The sequence below is a fragment of the Streptomyces sp. NPDC015032 genome (genome assembly GCF_043080425.1).
In the GTDB taxonomy this organism is placed as follows: Bacteria; Actinomycetota; Actinomycetes; order Streptomycetales; family Streptomycetaceae; genus Streptomyces.
Genome location: NZ_JBIBVN010000059.1, coordinates 1 through 17,310 on the forward strand (window position 1 = coordinate 1; position 17,310 = coordinate 17,310).

Here is a 17,310-nt window from a genome sequence, read left to right on the forward strand (position 1 = left end):
GCATGGACCCTAGACAAGTCCCATCGTCCCAGGTCAGATGCGCTCCTCGCTTATTTGATCAAGCGTCGGACACTCGCAGTCGCGAAAGTGCGAGGTTAGTCACCGCCCACTGCGAGACGGCGGTCGGCGAAAGCAGGGAAGTCCGCACGTGCGCGTGCCACATCGGCATGATCGAACTCGGCAGACACGGCGGCGGCCTCCGCTCCGGACTCGGCGACCACGCGCCCCCAGGGGTCGATCGCCATGCTGTGACCTCCGAGTTCGGTCCCGTCCTGCCGGCCGGCCGCGTTGCAGGCGAGGACCCACGCCTGGTTCTCCACAGCACGGGCCTGCAGCAACAGCCGCCAGTGGTCGATCCGGGTGGCCGGCCAAGCCGCGACGACGAGGAAGATCTCGGTGCCGTCCTGTGCCTGCGCGCGGAAGAACTCCGGAAAACGCAGGTCGTAGCAGGTGGCCGCCCCCATGCGGCCGAACGCCGTGTCCGTGGCGGGCACGGCGTCACCAGGTGACAGAAGCGCCGTCTCGCGCGACTGGTATCCGAACAGATGGAACTTGCGGTAGGCGGACAGCAGGGTCCCATCGGGCCCGAACGTGAGACTGGTGTTGTACAGCCGTCCTCGTGGACCGCGCTCGACGATACTCCCGGCGTGCAGATGCACGCCGCTCGCTCGCGCCGTCTCGCTCAGTGCCCGCGCGAGGGGACCGTCGAGTGGTTCGGCGGTCTGTTCGTAGTCGTCGAACCGGAAATAGCCCGTGCCCCACAACTCCGGCAGAACCACGAGATCCGCCCCCGCGTATGAGGACACCTCGTCACACATGTGGGCCACGCGTCGATCCATGGGCTGTTGGTGATCCACCGCGGCCTGAACCAGGACTGCTCGCATCTTCTTCCCCTGACTCGAATTCAACATATCCGGGCGGTGACTAGGAAAGCATCCAACGGCCCCGAGCGCGCCGCGGATCCGACGCCTTCGTGCAGTGGTGTGTCCGGGGCCGGACAGGCCACTATGCGACTTCCGGATGATCGTCCGGTGATTCGCCCTCATAGCCACCAAGATGCCAACTGGCTGCTTTCCTGGGGCACTTGTGGCCGTCGAGTGGCTCTCCAGAATGGGTGGCCATCAATTCGGATGGGTTCATCTACATAAACGTGCGGGCTGCGCGGGCCAGGTGATAGTGCCTACGATCGTGCGTATGGATCTGAGCGGGGATCGCTCTGCAGAGTCTTGGAGGCTGCATGCTGCGGGCTGAGGAACGGATTCGTGTAGTGGTGGGCGGCCGGCGTGATCTCTTCAGAGAAGGAGTCGCCAAGATCCTCGAAGCCACGTCGGATGTGCAGGTCGTCGGGCAGGGCGACACCGGTTCAGCGGTACTCGCGGCGGCGACGCGACAGTCTCCCGACGTCGTGCTGGTCGACGCGGAACTGCAGGGGCCGCCGCTCATGACGCTGCTGCGTCAACTCCTCGATCTCGGGCCCTCGGTGAGCGTCGCCGTGCTGCACGCGGATGAGGACGTCCGCACGGTGAGCAAAGCGATGGGTCTCGGTGTGCACGCCTTCATCTCCAAGGAGTCGACCGGCGACGACCTGACCGCCACGATCCGTGGTGCGGCGCGCAGCCACGACCGTGTCCTGCTGTCCGTGCCGCGCAGGATGATGGAGCGGCTGAGCGATCCGGACGGAGGGATCCTCACCGAGCGCGAGATCGAAGTGATCGAACTGGTCGCGCAGGGGCTGCGCAACTCCGACATCGCCCGGTCGCTGTTCATCTCCGAGGGCACGGTGAAGCGCCATCTGACCAACATATACCTGAAGTTGGGCGCTGACACTCGCATCAGCGCGGTGAACAAGGCGGAGAGCATGCGGCTGCTGACGCTGCGACGGCAGCCCTCCGCCTCCTGAGGGGGACGAGCATGGCGGGTGGGGCGGGTGGTGGTCGCCGGCCACCGACTCCCGCCCCGCACCATCGTGCGGCTATGCCTTCAGAACGGCCGGAAGCAGTTCCTCGGGCAAGCCCTGGAACGTCACCGGAACCTGGAAGCGGCGGACGGACTCGGTGCCGATGGAGGTGTACGCCGCCGCGGTGGTCGCCGGCCACGGTCCGCCGTGGTGCATCGTCCGGTTCACCGCCACACCGGTGGGCCAGCCGTTCCACACCACACGCCCCGCCTTGCGGGTCAGCACGGCGAGAAGCTGCCCCGCGAGTCCGGCGTCGGACGGTTCGGCGTGCAGGGTGGCGGTCAGGGATCCCGGCAACCGCCGGGCCGCCGCAGGCAGTTCCGCCTCGTCGTCGTAGGCGACGAGAACGGTCGCCGGACCGAAGCACTCCTCGGTGAGTTCCGGGCGCTCCAGGAAGTCCTTGACCGTCGTGCGGAACAGATGGGGGCCGTCGGCGGTGGCCACCAGCGGTTCCGCGGCCTCGGTCAGGCGCTGGGTGCCCTGGCGGAACCCTTCCAGGATCCGCTGGTTGAGCAGGGGGGCGGCCGGAATGCTGGACAACTCGGTCGCCAGAGCGTCCTCCAGGCCGTGGCCCGCGGGCAGGAACAGCAGCCCCGGGTTGGTGCACAGCTGGCCGACGTAGCGAGTGGCCGCCGTGACGAAGCCGGACACGATCTCCGCCCGACGGGCCGAGGCGGCCGCCCGGGTGATGAACACGGGGTTGACGCTGCCCAGTTCGCCGTAGAACGGGATCGGGTCGGGGCGGGAGGCAGCGGCGTCGAAGAGCGCGCGCCCGCCTCCCTGGGAGCCGGTGAACGAAGCGGCCTTGATGTGCGGATCCGTGATCAGTGCCTGCCCGGCCGCCATCCCGTGCACCACGCAGAACGTGCCGTCCGGCGCTCCGGCGTCCCGCAGTGCCGCGGTGACGATGTCTCCGATGCGGCGCGAGGTGAGGGGGTGGCCGGGGTGCGCCTTGACGACGACAGGGCACCCCGCGGCCAGCGCCGCGGCCGTGTCCGAACCGGCGACGGCCAGCGCGTAGGGGAAGTTGCTCGCCGCGTACACGGCGACCGGGCCCACGGGCAGCAGCGTCCGATGGAACGACGGCGTGCCGTCCGGGCCCGTCTCGGTGCGCCCGCCAAGGAAGTCGGGACGCCGTACCTCCTTGGCGAGCAGGTGCAACTGGTCGGTGGTCCGGGCGAGTTCGGCCTCCAGGGTGGCCCGCCCCAACGCGGTCTCCGTGTCGGTCAAGGGGATCAGCTCATCCGCCACGGCGTCGAGGCCCGCGGCGACCGCTTCGAGCATCCAGGCTCGGGCACCCAGCGGCAGCGCGGCCAGGGCCGGTGCCGCCCGGTCCGCCGCCGCGCACCGCTGCCCCGCCTCCTCGGGCGTCGTCTCCGGAACCGGGGGCTCCAGCCGCTCGCCGGACCGGGCATCGATGCCGTACAGATTCGTCATCGTCTTTCCAGCTCTCTTCATTTCTCGTTTTCAGCGATCGGGCTCTGTCATGACCCGAGCGTCGTCGTCGGCAGCCAGCTGGGGCGGGTCGCTTCGTAGGCGTCGATCTTCTCCACCCTGCTCAGCGTCGCCTGGAGGTCGTCGAATCCGTTCATCAGCTGCCAGCGGCTGTATCCGTCGATGCCGAACCCGACGACCAGACCGTCCGCGGTGATCGTGCGCTGCTCCAGGTCCACGAGGACGGGCAGGTCCGGCCTGTCGGCGGCCGCCTGGCACAGCTGTGCCGCACTCTTCTCGGGCACCTCGGCGGTCAGCACGCCGTTCTTGGTCGCGTTCGCCCGGAAGATGTCCCCGAAGGAGGGGGCGATCACCACCCGGAATCCGAAGTCGCGCAGCGCCCACACCGCGTGTTCGCGGGAGGAGCCTATACCGAAGTCGGGCCCGCTGACGAGAATGCTGGCTCCCGCGTGGCGCTGCGAGGTGACCGTGAAGTCCGCGTCCTGACGCCAGCGGAAGAACAGGGTGTCCTCGTAGCCGGTCCGGCCGAGCCGCCGGCAGAACCGCGCCGGGATGATCTGGTCGGTGTCCACACTGCTGCATTCCAGGGGCGCGACGGTTCCGGTGTGCCGTACGAGTGCGTCCATCAGTGCTCCTCCGATCCCGTGAGCGTGACGGCCGCCAGCCGGCGCACCGCCGAGCGCAGGGCGCGGCCCAGGCTCTCGCCCTTCGTCGCCCCTTCTCCGACGCCCCAGCGGACCGAGGCTCCGGCGGCCACCTCGACGTAGACCTTCCAGCCGGTCCGTGTGCCGTCTGTCCGCGTACCCTCCCTCCGCGTGCTGTCCGTCGTGGCGGCGTCCGGCTGCTGGACCACGAGCTCACGCAGCGTGCCCCGCAGTCGCCGGCCGGCGAGGAGGGCGGCGAGCGCGGACTCCGCTTGTTCCCCGGGCACGCTCTCGCCCGGGTCATCCGCGAGGTACTCGTCGGTGAACCACTGGAGCAGCCGCTCCGGTGTGACCTCGCCTGTCGCCTCGGACCGCGCCTGGACCACGGCGGCCAGTTCAATCTGGAGCCGGCGGGGCAGCACGTATCCGTGCTCCTGCTTCATGAGGTAGGCGATGCCGCCCTTGCCGGACTGCTGGTTGATGCGGATCAGGGCCTGGTAGTCGCGGCCCACGTCCCGTGGGTCCACCGGCAGATAGGGCACGTCCCAGCAGAGGCCCTCGCCGGTGCCGCGCTCCGTCAGGCCCTTGCTGATGGCGTCCTGGTGGGATCCGGCGAAGGACGTGTAGACGAAGTCCCCCGCCCAGGGCTGACGCGGCGGGACGGGGAGACGGTTGCAATACTCGACGATCTGCCGTGCCTCGTCGAGGAAGCTCAGGTCGAGTTGGGGGTCGATGCCCTGCGTGTACAGGTTCATGGCCAGGGTGATCAAGTCGACGTTGCCGGCCCGTTCGCCATTGCCGAAGAGCGTTCCCTCCACGCGGTCGGCGCCTGCCAGCAGCGCCAGTTCGGCCGAGGCGATGCCGCTGCCCCGGTCGTTGTGCTGGTGGAGGGAGAGGATAATCGCCTCGCGGTGGGCGAGATTGCGGTGCATCCACTCGATGCGGTCGGCGAACTCGTGCGGCGGGTAGCACTCCACCGTGCTCGGCAGCACGATGCGGCACTGCTCGGAGGGCTCGGGCCGCCACAGGTTGAGGACGGCGTTACACACCTCCAACGCGAACTCGGGCTCGGTCTGGGTGAACGACTCGGTGCCGTACTGGAGATGGATCTCGGTGCCCGGCAGCGAATCGCGGAGTTTGAGGGCTCGTTCGGCTCCGACGAGAGCGAGCTGCTTGACCTCCTCGCGGGACATGCCGAACACGACCCTGCGCTGGGCGGTCGAGGTGGGGTTGTAGATCTGGAGGATCACCCGGGGGGCGCCGCGGACGGAACGGACCGTCTCCTCAATCATGCCGTCCCGGATGGGTGACATCACCTGGATCGTCACGTCGTCCGGAATGGCGTCCTGTTCGATCACGGCGCGGGTGAAGTCCCGGTCGGCCTGCGAGGACAGCGGGAACCCGACCTCGATCTCCTTGAAGCCCATCCGTAGGAGCAGGCGGTACATGGCCCATCTGCGATCCATGTCCATGGGGTCGATGAGCGCCTGGTTGCCGTCCCTGAGATCGACGCTGGCCCACAGCGGAGCCCGCTCGGGCATCCGGTCGGGCCACTGGCGGTCGGGCAGGGGAAACTTCTCGTAGCGCTGGTACTTGTGTACAGGCATGCCGCTGGTGCGCTGACGGCTGGTCGAGGTCTCCATGGTGGATGGCTCGCCTTCTCGGCTGGAGTGACAGGGGACGTGAGCGAGGGGAACCCGGGGACCGGCGTGTCAGCGGAGCCAAGTCTTCTGCCGGAGCGCCCTCGTGGCATCGCCGGAAGGGATGCCGTGCATGTGACTTTCGTCGTAGCCGGAGCGGGCGGAATGGCTCACTCCGGCGGGGTGGCTCACTCCGGGGTGGTGGGCAGGAACGCCACGGCGCGTCCCGGCGCGCCTGTGCCGTGCTCGATCTTCAGGGGCAGGAAGCAGAACCAGGCGCCGCGGGGCGGCACTTGGTCGAGCCTGGTCAGCCCTTCGATGTAGACGGCGCCAGTGCGCAGACCGGCGACATGCACGGGTACGGGGTCATGGGCAGCGCCGATCGACGGTGCGTCGATGCCCACGCAGCGCACCCCGCGGGCCAGCAGCAGTTCCAGCGCCTCGACGGACGGCGCGGGCCAGCCCGGCGCGGTCCCGGAGACGATGACGTCGTGCAGGTAGCCGTGGCCCGCCTCGCCTCGCCGGTAACGCGTGTCCCAGCCGGTGCGCAGCAGCACCACGTCGCCGACGGTCAGTTCCCCGTGCGACGCCTCCCACTCGGTGATCAGCTCGGGCGGGACCAACGGGCTCGTCCCGCCCGGCGTGCCCTGCTCGGCGAGCGCGGAGACATTGATCACGGCGGCCGGGCCCATCAGTTGTTCCAGCGGAAGCGTGTCCACGGAGAGAGCGCCAGCGGGCCCCGCGTGCGCCAGTCCCGACTCCTCGGGCGGGATGAAATGGGTGGGAGCGTCGCAGTGGGTGCCGGTGTGCTCGTCGATCGCCATCCAGCGGGTCGCGTAGGGGCCGCCGCGGCCCGACACCGATCCCGCGGGCGAGCGTACGTCCGTGAACCAGTTCCACGTCTTGTGTTGGAAGGGCTGGTGGGTCGACCAGAAGCAGGGCAGGTCCTCGGCGACCAGCAGGGAGAGGTCCACCACCGTGGTGGAGGTCAGGGCGGCGGAAGGCGACGCGGTCATCGTCCCGTTCCCCAGGTGACGCGCTCGATGCCAACGGTGCGTCGCTGCTCGGTCCGCAGCAGTACGGCACCGAGCACGAGAGGGCCGGTGGAGACGGGGGGTATCCCGTAGGCGAAGGCGTTGCCGGTCTCGTGAAGCCCCTTGACCAGGATGTCGTACGCGAATCCCTGCATACCGTCCGACGGTCCGGTCATGCCGACCTCGGTGACGAAGCCGGTGCCGCCAGGCAGCACGTGGAGCGGAATGGTGGCCTCGTGGCTGTGCGTGCCGAGGACGGCTGTCGCCACGCCGTCCACGGCGCGGGCGAAGATCTGCTTCTCCAGGACGTGGTCGCCGTGGTAGTCGACGAGGACGGTACCCCGCCGCTCGGCATCGCGCCAGGCCTCGAAGGCCGGCCGGAAGGTGTCCTCGATCGCCTTGACCGACTTCATGGCGGCATGATCGGCGAGGTTGATCACGGTGACCTCGCCGGCCGGGGTGACCACATGCAGCAGACCGCAGCCCGGGATGTGCGCGCCGATGTTCAACGGCCGCAGCACCTGGGGCAGTTCGAGAAGCTTGACCGACTCCTCGCTGTCCCAGGAGTGGTTGCCGCCGGTGATGACGTCGACCCCGGCCGCCAGCAGTCGGTCGACCTCGGCCTCGGCCATGCCGAGGCCGTTGGGGGCGCAGTTCTCGGCGTTGGCGACGACCAGGTCGACCGGCTGCTCGGCACGGAATCCCGGCAACCACGCGCAGAGTTCCGTGACGGCGCGGTCTCCCACAATGTCACCGATGAAGAGAATGTTCACGGCAGGGTTCCTTCCCTTGGCGTCCCGCGTGGCCTCGCGTGGCCGTGCACCCCGATGATTGCCTTCGGCCGCCTTTCCGGCTTCCGCTGGGCGTCGCAAAGGGTCTGCGACTTTCCGCCAAGGTGTTCGGCCTCTCCTCGCAGAGCGGGCCTCCCGTGGGTGCATTTCCTGCGCGGCCGGCGCTCCTACCGTTGCTCTCGATGAATTCCGGACGAGTGCGACTCGCATGGAAGGGGCGGTATTGGAGGCCAGGGAAACGCTTCATTTACTCGCGGCGCTCGCCACGATCTGCGTCGTGGCGCACGGTTGTGGATTTCTCTTCTCGGCTCTGCGACAGCCGCCGGTCATCGGGGAGATCGTGGGCGGCATCCTTCTGGGGCCGTCGTTCCTCGGCCTGTTCGCGCCCGCCGCCGTCGCCGCGCTGTTCCCGTTGTCCGGGCAGGTGGCCAACGGCCTGGACGCGCTGTACCAGTTGGGCCAGTTACTGCTGCTCTTCCTGGCCGGCGCGGAACTGCGGGTCAGGGCGGCCCGCCGCGAGCGGCGCACCGGAGCCGCAGCGGCGGCGGCCGGGCTGCTGCTGCCGTTCGCCGCCGGATCCGGGATCGTGGTCCTGTCGGGGCCGGGGCGGTTCGCCGGGGCGGCGGGGACGACGGCGACGACGGCTCTCGTCGTGGGCCTGGCGATGGCGGTGGCGGCCATCCCCGTGATCTCCCGCATCATGATGGATCTCGGCATCATGGACACCGCCTTCGGCCGCATCGTGCTGATGGTGGCGGTGATCGAGGACATCATCCTCTACGTCGTACTCGCCGTGGCCCTGGGGCTCGCGCAGGCCGGATCCGAGCAGTCCGTGGGCCTGTGGCACACGTTTGGCAGTACGTCGCCGCTCTGGAGCGCCGTCTACTTCACGCTGGTCAGCCTGGTGTTCGTGTGGGGCGCGCTGGTCCGCGGGCCGCGCTGGTTCCAGTGGCTCGCCGAACACCGGGGCAACATCGTGGCGTGGCGCAGCCCGGTCGCCTTCCGGCTGGCCTTCCTGCTGGTCATGGTCCTGATCTGCCTGGGCCTCGGCGTCAACGCGGTCTTCGGAGCGCTGGTCGCCGGCATCTGCGCCGCGCGGGGGGACGAGCATGCCGGGAACCTCCAGGCGGAGGGGCGCGCGTTGCAGGCGTGGGAGGCGATCCGGCAGTTCTCCCAGTCGTTCTTCGTGCCGGTCTTCTTCGCCCTGGTCGGCGTACGGCTCGATCTCGTCCGGGAGTTCGACGCGTGGTTCTTCGCCTGGTTCCTGCTGCTGGCGTGCGGCGTCAAGACGCTCAGCATCTGGGGTGCGGCCCGGCTGGCGGGCGAGACGAGCGCGTTCGCCGGTTCCCTAGCGCTCGCCCTCAACGCCCGCGGCACGCTCGGTGTGATCCTCGCCGGAGTCACCCATCAGGCCGGACTCATCAACGGTGAGTTCTTCGCCGTTCTCGTCCTCGTATCGGTCGTCACCAGCCAGGCGGCCGGATTCTGGCTGGCCCGCCGGGCGCCCGCCTTGCGTGACCCGATGCCTCGGGGCGTCCACCAGGTCGCGCCGGATTCCTCACCCGCGGAGATCCCATGAACGCAGTCCCGCCCACGCGCAAGAGCCGCCTGCTGTACGCCGGCCCCGACCGCGCCCCGGCGCGCGCGCAGATGCGTGCCGTCGGGTTCACCGAAGAGGACCTGGACCGTCCGATCATCGCGGTGGCCCACTCCTGGACGGAGACCATGCCCTGCAACCACACGCACCGGATGCTCGCGGAGGAGGTGAAGAAGGGGGTGCGGGCCGCGGGCGGCACCCCGATGGAGATCAACACCGTCGCCGTCTCCGACGTGGTCACGATGGGCACGGAGGGCATGCGGACCTCGCTGGTGAGCCGGGACCTGATCGCCGACTCCCTGGAACTCGTCGCCCGTGGCCACATGTTCGACGCCATGGTCACCATCGTCGGCTGCGACAAGACCATCCCGGCGGCGGCCATGGCCCACGCCCGGCTCGACATCCCGGGTCTGATCCTCTATTCCGGGGCGATGGCTCCCGGGCGGTTCAACGGCGAGGACGTCACCCTGGCCGAGGTCTTCGAGGCGGTGGGCGCGCATGCGGCGGGCCGGATTAGCGACACGGACCTGACCCGTCTGGAGCGGCGGGCGTGTCCCGGCGCCGGTGCCTGCGGGGGGCAGTACACGGCCAACACCATGGCCATGGCGATGGAGTTCCTCGGACTGTCTCCGCTGGGCTCGGCCGGGCCGCCCGCCGCGGACACCCGGAGGCGGGAGTGGGCGGTACGGGCCGGCCGGCTCGCCGTCGAGGCGTGGGCGTCCGGGCGGACGCCCAGCACCCTGCTCAGCCATGCCGCGTTCCGTAACGCCATCGTGGCGGGGGCCGCGACCGCGGGCTCCACGAATCTCGTGCTGCATCTGCTGGCGATCGCGCGTGAGGCTCAAGTCCCCCTGGACCTGACCGACTTCGACACCTACAGCGCGCGTACGCCGGTGATCACCGACCTGAAGCCGTTCGGCCGCCGCACGGCCGTCGACCTGGACCGGGCGGGCGGCACGGCGCTCGTCGCCCGGCGCCTCGTCGAAGCGGGCCTCGTCGACGGGAGCACGCCGACGGTCACCGGGCGCACCCTCGGCGAGGAGGCCGAGGGGGCCGAGGAGGATCCCGGTCAGAACGTCGTCGCGGAGGTGGCGCGTCCGCTGAGCCCGAACGGGGCTCTGCTGGTGCTGCGCGGCTCCCTGGCCCCGGAGGGCGCGGTGGTCAAGGCGACGTCGCACGTCCGTCCGGTGCACACCGGCCCGGCCCGGGTGTTCGACTGCGAGGAGGACGCCATGGCCGCCCTGCAGTCGGGCGCCATATGCCCGGGCGATGTGGTGGTGATCCGGTACGAGGGACCGCGCGGCGGCCCGGGCATGCGGGAGATGCTCGGGGTGACCGCGGCGATCGTGGGGCGCGGGCTCGGGGAGTCGGTGGCGCTGGTGACGGACGGGCGGTTCTCCGGGGCCACCCGGGGGCTGATGGTGGGGCACCTCGCGCCGGAGGCCGCCGTCGGAGGACCGATCGCCCATGTCCGGGACGGGGATGTCATCGCCCTTGACCTGCCCGGACGTGCCATCAGACTCGACGTCACGGAGGAGGAGTTGGCCGCGCGGGCGGCCGACTGGCGGGCACCGGAGCCCCGTTACCGGCACGGCGTGATGGCGAAGTATCGCTCGCTGGTGGGATCGGCGGCTCATGGCGCGGTGACAGCGGTCCATGTCGTGGACCACGAGAACAGCGAGGCCCGCGAAGAGGGCGGGGACCGTGAGGACACCAGGGCCCGTGAAGGCATCACGGCTCGCGAGAACGGCACGGACCGTGCGGACGACAAGGAGGGCACGCATGCGTACTGACGGCAGCGCGGCCCACGGATCACTGGCCGGGAAGTCCTGCGTGATCACGGGCGCGGCACACGGCATCGGAGAGGCGACGGCGGAGCTGTTCGCCCGTGACGGCGCCCGGATCGTGCTCACCGACCGGGACGCCGTGGCGCTCGACAAGGTGGTCGCCCGACTGGCCGGCGAGGGCTTCGAGGTGGCGGCCGTCACGGGCGACGTGTCGGTCCCCGAGGACGCCGGTGCCATGATCGCGGCGGCGGTCGACCGGTACGGACGGCTCGATGTCCTGGTGGCCAACGCGGGGATCATCCCGTTGCTCGACATCACCGAGGCCAGTGCGGACGACTGGGACGAGGTGATGGCGATTGACGGCAAGGGCATGTTTCTGACCTGCAAGTACGCGATCGAGGCGATGGCGTCGAACGGCGGTGGCGCCATCGTGTGCCTGTCCTCCATCTCGGGCCTGGCCGGACAGCGGGGCCAGAGCACGTACGGCCCCGCCAAGTTCGTGGCGACCGGGCTGACCATGCATCTGGCCGTCGAGTGGGCGGCGCACGGGATCCGGGTCAACGCGGTGGCGCCGGGCACCGTGCGCACCGAGCGGGTGCGCAGGCTGCCCGAGGAGCCCGGGGGTACCGAGTACCTGGCGGCGATCGAGAGGATGCACCCCATGGGCCGGATCGGCGAACCGGCCGAGGTGGCCGCCGCGATCCGCTTCCTGGCCGGTGACGGGGCGTCGTTCATCACCGGGGCCGTCCTGCCGGTGGACGGCGGCTATCTGGCACAGTAGGTCCGCTGATCCCCGGACAGCTCCGCCCTGTCACCGCACTGCGGAGGTGGCAGGGCGGAGCCGTCGTGTCATACGACGACGGCGTACAGGTCGGCATCGGCGAGGGACCGGCCCAGGCGCTCGCGTCCGCCGAGGAAGGCCAGTTCGAGCAGTACGGCCAGGCCGGCCACCGTCGCCCCGGTGGACCTGACCAGCCGCAGGACGGCCTCGGCTGTGCCTCCGGTGGCTAGGACGTCGTCCACGACCAGAACCCGGTCATGGGCCTGGAGGGCATCGGTCTGGAGCTCGACGACGGCGCTGCCGTACTCCAGGTCGTAGGCCCGCGACAGGATGGGCCCCGGCAGCTTGCCGGCCTTGCGGGCGGGGACGAAGCCGACGCCGGCCCGCGCCGCGGCGGCAGCGCCGAGGATGAACCCCCGCGCCTCCATGCCGACGATGGTGGTCGCCCCCAGCCGGAGGCACTCGTCGGCGAGCAGGTCGGCGAGGGCGCGGAAGGCGAGGGGGTCGGCGAGCAGAGGGGTGATGTCCTTGAACACCACCCCGGGGCGCGGATGGTCGGGCACGTCGCGGATCCGCTCCCGCAGCAGGGCGAGGGCGGCGTCCCGGTCAGGAGGACTCGTCGTGGTCATCGCAGGCTCCCGAAGCGAAGGGAAAGGGAAGAGGAGAGAACGGCAGAGAAGGGCAGAGACGGTAAAGGCGGGAAAGGGGAACGCCTCTGACACCGGACGCGGTGGTGTCAGAGGCGGTGCGTCGAGGTGACGCGGTCGGCGCGGGAACGTCAGGCTTCCACGACCCGCACGGAGAACCGACTGCCGGGAGAGACCTGCCACTTGGCGAGGAAGCTGTCCTGGTTCCGGCCGAAGGCCAGCGTGCCCCGGCTGTTGACGTAGGCCAGCGGCTCGCCGACGGCGACCTCACCGAAGGTCAGGTAGAAGGGCAGGTCGACCTCGGCGTCATCGAGCTTGACGCGCAGGGTGCGGCCGACGAGCTCGTCCACGGGCGCGATCTGGTTCACGTTGACGTTGGTCCAGACGTTGCCGAAGGCCTTGTCGATGCGGGTGATCTCGCCCTCGGCGCCACCGCCGGGCAGCGAGACCGCCTTCTCATAGGGCAGGAGCACGATGCCGTCCAGCGGCAGCTGCGGACCCACCGACTCCGGCGCGGTGCCCGCGGCCAGGTGGGCCGCCGCCGCGGCGACGACGTCCTTGCCGTACCAGGTGGGGGTCACCGGCTGCTTCATGACGTACGGGGACGTCACCTCCCACGCCTCGACGGCGGGGACGTTGGCCAGGGCGTACGTGAGCAGCCCGTTGTTGGGGGCGACGAGCAGCTGCCCCTTCTGGTTGCGCACCACGATGGTGCGCGTGCTTGTGCCGGTCTCGGGATAGACGTACGCCGTGATGACCGTCCACGCCGGGTACGACTCGGGCACGTCGGCGAGGTAGAGGGCGCCCTCGCGGACGTCGAACGGCGTGACCTGGTGCGTGATGTCGGTGATCGTCGCCTCGGGGGCGATGGAGTGGATCAGGCCCTTGCAGAGCGAGTGGGCCTCGTCGTGCGAGCCGATGTCGGAGAGGAATGCGATGAGCGGCCTGGGCATGACACGTCCTCCGGATCGTGGGGTGGGCTCACGTCGTGGGCCCATTCCGTTTACTGGTGACGAGTCTTCATGAATGCGCGGGGCATCTCGTCGGCTGAACAGATCCACCGGATATGCCATGCGCGCGAAGAATTCGCCGTTCGGTACTTGACAGCAATTACCGTTCAGGGCAGGGGGAAAGAATCCGGATCGAGGGAACGCGAGTGGCCCCGGACCTCTGCGGTCCGGGGCTGTTCACGAAAGTGATGTTCCCGAAAGAGGACGTTCAGGAAAGGCGACGTTCAGGGAAGGGGCTGTTATCGGTCGGCGGCCTCGCGGAGTGCGTCGGCGCGGTCCGTGCGTTCCCAGGTGAATTCCGGGAGTTCACGGCCGAAGTGGCCGTAGGCGGCGGTCCGGGCGTAGATGGGGCGGAGCAGGTCGAGGTCGCGAATGATCGCGGCCGGGCGGAGTTCGAAGACGTCGGTGACGGCCCGGGAGATCCGTTCGTCGTCGACCGTGTGGGTGCCGAAGGTCTCGACGAACAGGCCGACCGGCTCGGCCTTGCCGATCGCGTACGCGACCTGGACCTCGCAGCGGGAGGCGAGGCCCGCGGCGATGACGTTCTTGGCGACCCAGCGCATCGCGTACGCCGCCGAACGGTCCACCTTCGACGGGTCCTTGCCCGAGAAGGCCCCGCCGCCGTGCCGGGCGTAACCGCCGTACGTGTCGATGATGATCTTCCGGCCGGTCAGGCCCGCGTCGCCCATCGGGCCGCCGATCTCGAAACGCCCGGTCGGGTTGACCAGAAGCCGGTAGTCCTCGGTCTCCAACTTGCTGCCGTCAACGGAGAGTTGGGCGAGGACGTGCTCGACCACGTGGGTGCGGATGTCGGGTGCGAGGAGGGTGTCGAGGTCGACGTCGGCCGCGTGCTGCGAGGAGACGACGACCGTGTCCAGACGTACGGGCTTGTCGCCGTCGTATTCGATGGTGACCTGTGTTTTGCCGTCCGGGCGCAGGTAGGGGATCGTCCCGTTCGTGCGGACCTCGGACAGGCGGTGCGAGAGGCGGTGCGCGAGCTGGATGGGCAGCGGCATCAGCTCGGGGGTCTCCTCGCACGCGTACCCGAACATCAGGCCCTGGTCGCCGGCGCCGCCGGTGTCGACGCCCTGGGCGATGTCGGGTGACTGCGCGCCGATCGACACCGAGACACCGCAGGTCGCGCCGTCGAAGCCCTTCTTCGAAGAGTCGTAACCGATTCGCAGGATCCTGTCGCGCACGAGCTGGGCGATCGGCGCGTACGCCTTGGTGGTGACCTCGCCGGCCACGTGCACCAGGCCGGTGGTGATCAGTGTCTCGACGGCGACGCGAGACGTGGGGTCCTCGTGCAGCAGTGCGTCGAGAACGGTGTCGCTGATCTGGTCGGCGATCTTGTCGGGGTGACCCTCGGTGACGGACTCCGAGGTGAACAGGCGACGGGTCATGGCGTTCTCCTGCCGGGGGAGCTGGACAGTGCGGACAGGACGGCGCGGGTCGCCGCCTCGGTGTCGTCGGTTCCGCCGAGGTCGCGCGTGCGCAGCCCGGCGTCGATCGCGCGCTCGACGGCGTCCTCGACGGCGTCGGCCTCCTTCTCCAGGCCGAGCCCGTGGCGCAGCAGCAGCGCGGCGGAGAGGATCATGCCGAGCGGGCTGGCGATCCCCTTGCCCGCGATGTCCGGGGCGGAACCGTGCACCGGCTCGAACAGCGAGCCCTGGGCGGGCCGGCCAGGCTGCGGCAGAGCGGGCAGCGAGGCGCTGCTGAGCAGACCAAGGGAGCCGGCGAGTGCCGCCGCCTCGTCGCTGAGGATGTCACCGAACATGTTCTCCGTCAGCAGGACGTCGAACCGGGCGGGTGTAGTCACCAGGCGCATCGCGGCCGTGTCCACGAGGACGTGCTCCACGTCGACGTCGGGGTAGTCGTGCGCGGCGATCCGGGTCACCACCTCGCGCCAGAGGCGGGACGTCTCCAGCGCGTTGGCCTTGTCCACCGAGGCCAGCCGGGGCGGACGCCCCCGGGCCTGGGCCCGGCGCAGCGCCAGCTCGAACGCGACACGGGCCACACGCTCGATCTCCACCACGGTGTACTGGCAGGTGTCGTGGGCGCGTTGGCCGCCTCCGGCGCCGCTTCTCCCCCGGTCGCCGAAGTAGAGCCCGCCGGTCAGTTCACGGACGACCAGCAGGTCCACGCCCTCGACGTGCTCGCTCTTCAGCGGGCTCGCCGCGCGCAGCGCCGGCAACGGGCGGACAGGGCGGAGGTTCGCGAACAGGCCGAGTCTGGCCCGCAGTTCGAGCAGCCCCTGCTCGGCGCGGGGCGCCGCGGGATCGGTGGGCTGTACGCCGGTGCCGACCGCGCCCAGCAGGACGGCGTCGGACTGGCGGCAGCCGTTGAGGGTGTCCTCTGGCAGCGGCAGGCCGTACGTGTCCAGCGCGACGGCGCCGATCGCGTACTCGTGGAACTCGAAGTCGCCGACCTCGGCGAGGACGTGCCGGGCGGCCGGCATGATCTCCGGGCCGATTCCGTCGCCCGGCAGCACTGCGATCCGGTAGGTCATACCGCGGTGCCGATCGCCGGAGGGAGGTCGGCCGGAGGGAGGTCCGCCGGGGCGGCCAGGGAGCCCAGCACCGCGGTGGCCGCGGCGACGGCGGGCGACACCAGGTGGGTGCGCGCGCCGTCGCCCTGGCGGCCCTCGAAGTTGCGGTTGGACGTCGAGGCACTGCGCCCGCCCGGGGCCAGCCGGTCCGGGTTGACTCCGATGCACATGGAACAGCCCGCCGAGCGCCACTCGGCGCCGGCCGCGATAAAAACGGCGTCTAGCCCCTCCCGCTGCGCCTGCTCCCGTACCGCGGTCGAGCCCGGCACCACGAGCATGCGCAGCCCCGGTTTGACCCGGCGGCCGCGCAGCACGGACGCGGCGGCCCGCAGGTCCTCGATCCGGCCGTTGGTGCAGGAGCCCACAAAGACGGTGTCGACGGTGACCTCCCGCATCGGCGTGCCCGCGTCGAGGCCCATGTAGGTGAGCGCGGACGCAGCGGCGGCGCGCGACGCCGGGTCCGTGAAGGACTCCGGGTCGGGCACGGACGAGGCCAGGGGAGCCGCCTGGCCCGGGTTGGTGCCCCAGGTGACGTACGGACTGAGTGTGGATCCGTCGATGACGACCTCGGCGTCGAACTCGGCGTCGTCGTCACTGCGCAGCCCGGACCAGTCGGCCATCGCCGCGTCCCAGTTGGTGCCGGCGGGAGCGAAGCGCCGTCCCCGCAGGTAGGCGAACGTCGTCCGGTCGGGCGCGACGAGGCCCGCTCGGGCGCCGGCCTCGATCGACATGTTGCACAGTGTCATCCGGGCCTCCATGGACAGGGCCCGCACCGCCTCGCCCCGGTACTCGATGACATAGCCCTGGCCGCCGCCCGTGCCGATCCGCGCGATGACCGCGAGGATCAGGTCCTTCGCGGTGACGTCCGGGGGCAGCGTGCCGTTCACGGTGACCGCCATGGTGCGCGGCCGGCCGACCGGCAGGGTCTGTGTCGCCAGGACGTGTTCGACCTCGCTGGTGCCGATGCCGAAAGCGAGCGCTCCGAACGCGCCGTGCGTGCTGGTGTGGCTGTCGCCGCAGACGATGGTCATCCCCGGCTGGCTCAGCCCGAGTTCGGGTCCGATGACATGGACGATGCCCTGTTCGGCATCGCCGAGTTTGAACAGCGGCACTCCGAACTCTGCGCAGTTGACGCGCAGTTGCTCGACCTGGGCGCGGGAGACTGGTTCGGTGATGGAGAGCAGCCCGGTTCCTGCGGCGTCCGTCGGTACGTTGTGGTCCTCGGTCGCGAGGGTCAGGTCGGGGCGACGCGGGTGCCGTCCCGCCGCCCGCAGCCCCTCGAAGGCCTGCGGGCTGGTCATCTCGTGCATCAGGTGCAGATCGATGAAGAGGAGATCGGGGCCGCCGTACGTGGTGTCCACCACGTGGCGGTGCCAGATCTTCTCCGCGAGTGTCCGTGCCAAGACGCTCTCCTCCCCC

At 70.2% G+C, this 17,310-nt stretch carries 15 protein-coding genes; 4 read left to right on the forward strand and 11 right to left on the reverse strand.

Annotated elements, in window-relative coordinates:
* Window positions 1–95: 95 nt before the first annotated feature.
* Complete coding sequence (locus ACF08M_RS38675) at window positions 96–884, reverse strand: carbon-nitrogen family hydrolase (RefSeq protein WP_392189989.1); 789 nt, start codon at window positions 882–884, stop codon at window positions 96–98.
* A gap of 353 nt (window positions 885–1,237) precedes the next feature.
* Here ACF08M_RS38675 and ACF08M_RS38680 point away from each other — a divergent pair, with 353 nt between their 5' ends.
* Window positions 1,238–1,900 carry a LuxR C-terminal-related transcriptional regulator gene (locus ACF08M_RS38680; protein WP_392189990.1) on the forward strand — a complete coding sequence of 221 codons (663 nt, stop codon included), beginning with the start codon at window positions 1,238–1,240 and terminating at the stop codon, window positions 1,898–1,900.
* 72 nt (window positions 1,901–1,972) lie between these two features.
* Here the strand turns inward: ACF08M_RS38680 and ACF08M_RS38685 are convergent, their stop codons facing one another.
* From ACF08M_RS38685 to ACF08M_RS38705, 5 genes are all read right to left on the reverse strand, one after another.
* Window positions 1,973–3,394, reverse strand: a complete 1,422-nt coding sequence (locus ACF08M_RS38685) for an aldehyde dehydrogenase family protein (protein WP_392189991.1) — start codon at window positions 3,392–3,394, stop codon at window positions 1,973–1,975.
* A gap of 47 nt (window positions 3,395–3,441) precedes the next feature.
* Window positions 3,442–4,038: a 3-isopropylmalate dehydratase small subunit gene (leuD, locus tag ACF08M_RS38690; RefSeq protein ID WP_392189992.1), complete on the reverse strand. Its 597-nt coding sequence runs from the start codon at window positions 4,036–4,038 to the stop codon at window positions 3,442–3,444.
* Complete coding sequence (locus ACF08M_RS38695) at window positions 4,038–5,699, reverse strand: 2-isopropylmalate synthase (protein WP_392189993.1); 1,662 nt, start codon at window positions 5,697–5,699, stop codon at window positions 4,038–4,040. The genes leuD and ACF08M_RS38695 overlap by 1 nt, the downstream gene beginning before the upstream one ends.
* Window positions 5,700–5,884: 185 nt before the next feature.
* Window positions 5,885–6,712, reverse strand: a complete 828-nt coding sequence (locus ACF08M_RS38700; protein WP_392189994.1) for a cyclase family protein — start codon at window positions 6,710–6,712, stop codon at window positions 5,885–5,887.
* Window positions 6,709–7,503 carry a YmdB family metallophosphoesterase gene (locus ACF08M_RS38705; RefSeq protein ID WP_392189995.1) on the reverse strand — a complete coding sequence of 265 codons (795 nt, stop codon included), beginning with the start codon at window positions 7,501–7,503 and terminating at the stop codon, window positions 6,709–6,711. Before ACF08M_RS38705 ends, ACF08M_RS38700 begins: the two co-directional genes overlap by 4 nt.
* A 241-nt stretch (window positions 7,504–7,744) precedes the next feature.
* On the opposite strand from ACF08M_RS38705, the gene ACF08M_RS38710 reads away from it, so the two are divergent.
* The 3 genes from ACF08M_RS38710 to ACF08M_RS38720 are packed head-to-tail and all read left to right on the forward strand — an operon-like array spanning window position 7,745 to window position 11,686.
* Entirely contained in the window at window positions 7,745–9,100 is a 1,356-nt protein-coding gene (locus ACF08M_RS38710; RefSeq protein WP_392189996.1) for a cation:proton antiporter, read from the forward strand.
* Entirely contained in the window at window positions 9,097–10,911 is a 1,815-nt protein-coding gene (gene ilvD / locus ACF08M_RS38715) for a dihydroxy-acid dehydratase (protein ID WP_392189997.1), read from the forward strand. The genes ACF08M_RS38710 and ilvD overlap by 4 nt, the downstream gene beginning before the upstream one ends.
* Window positions 10,901–11,686 carry an SDR family NAD(P)-dependent oxidoreductase gene (locus tag ACF08M_RS38720; RefSeq protein WP_392189998.1) on the forward strand — a complete coding sequence of 262 codons (786 nt, stop codon included), beginning with the start codon at window positions 10,901–10,903 and terminating at the stop codon, window positions 11,684–11,686. The genes ilvD and ACF08M_RS38720 overlap by 11 nt, the downstream gene beginning before the upstream one ends.
* Window positions 11,687–11,754: 68 nt before the next feature.
* On the opposite strand, the gene ACF08M_RS38725 is transcribed toward ACF08M_RS38720, so the two are convergent.
* The 5 genes from ACF08M_RS38725 to leuC form a co-directional block, all read right to left on the reverse strand.
* Window positions 11,755–12,315, reverse strand: coding sequence for an adenine phosphoribosyltransferase (locus ACF08M_RS38725; protein WP_392189999.1), 561 nt, complete (start codon window positions 12,313–12,315; stop codon window positions 11,755–11,757).
* A gap of 149 nt (window positions 12,316–12,464) precedes the next feature.
* A complete protein-coding gene (locus tag ACF08M_RS38730) occupies window positions 12,465–13,286 on the reverse strand; it encodes an S-adenosyl-l-methionine hydroxide adenosyltransferase family protein (RefSeq protein ID WP_392190000.1) in 822 nt (273 codons plus the stop codon).
* Window positions 13,287–13,582: 296 nt separating this feature from the next.
* A complete protein-coding gene (metK, locus tag ACF08M_RS38735; protein WP_392190001.1) occupies window positions 13,583–14,746 on the reverse strand; it encodes a methionine adenosyltransferase in 1,164 nt (387 codons plus the stop codon).
* Window positions 14,743–15,852, reverse strand: a complete 1,110-nt coding sequence (gene leuB, locus ACF08M_RS38740) for a 3-isopropylmalate dehydrogenase (protein WP_392190002.1) — start codon at window positions 15,850–15,852, stop codon at window positions 14,743–14,745. The genes metK and leuB overlap by 4 nt, the downstream gene beginning before the upstream one ends.
* The gene (gene leuC / locus ACF08M_RS38745) at window positions 15,849–17,294 is read right to left on the reverse strand and encodes a 3-isopropylmalate dehydratase large subunit (protein ID WP_392190003.1); all 1,446 of its coding nucleotides are present in this window, start codon (window positions 17,292–17,294) and stop codon (window positions 15,849–15,851) included. The genes leuB and leuC overlap by 4 nt, the downstream gene beginning before the upstream one ends.
* Window positions 17,295–17,310 lie beyond the last annotated feature (16 nt).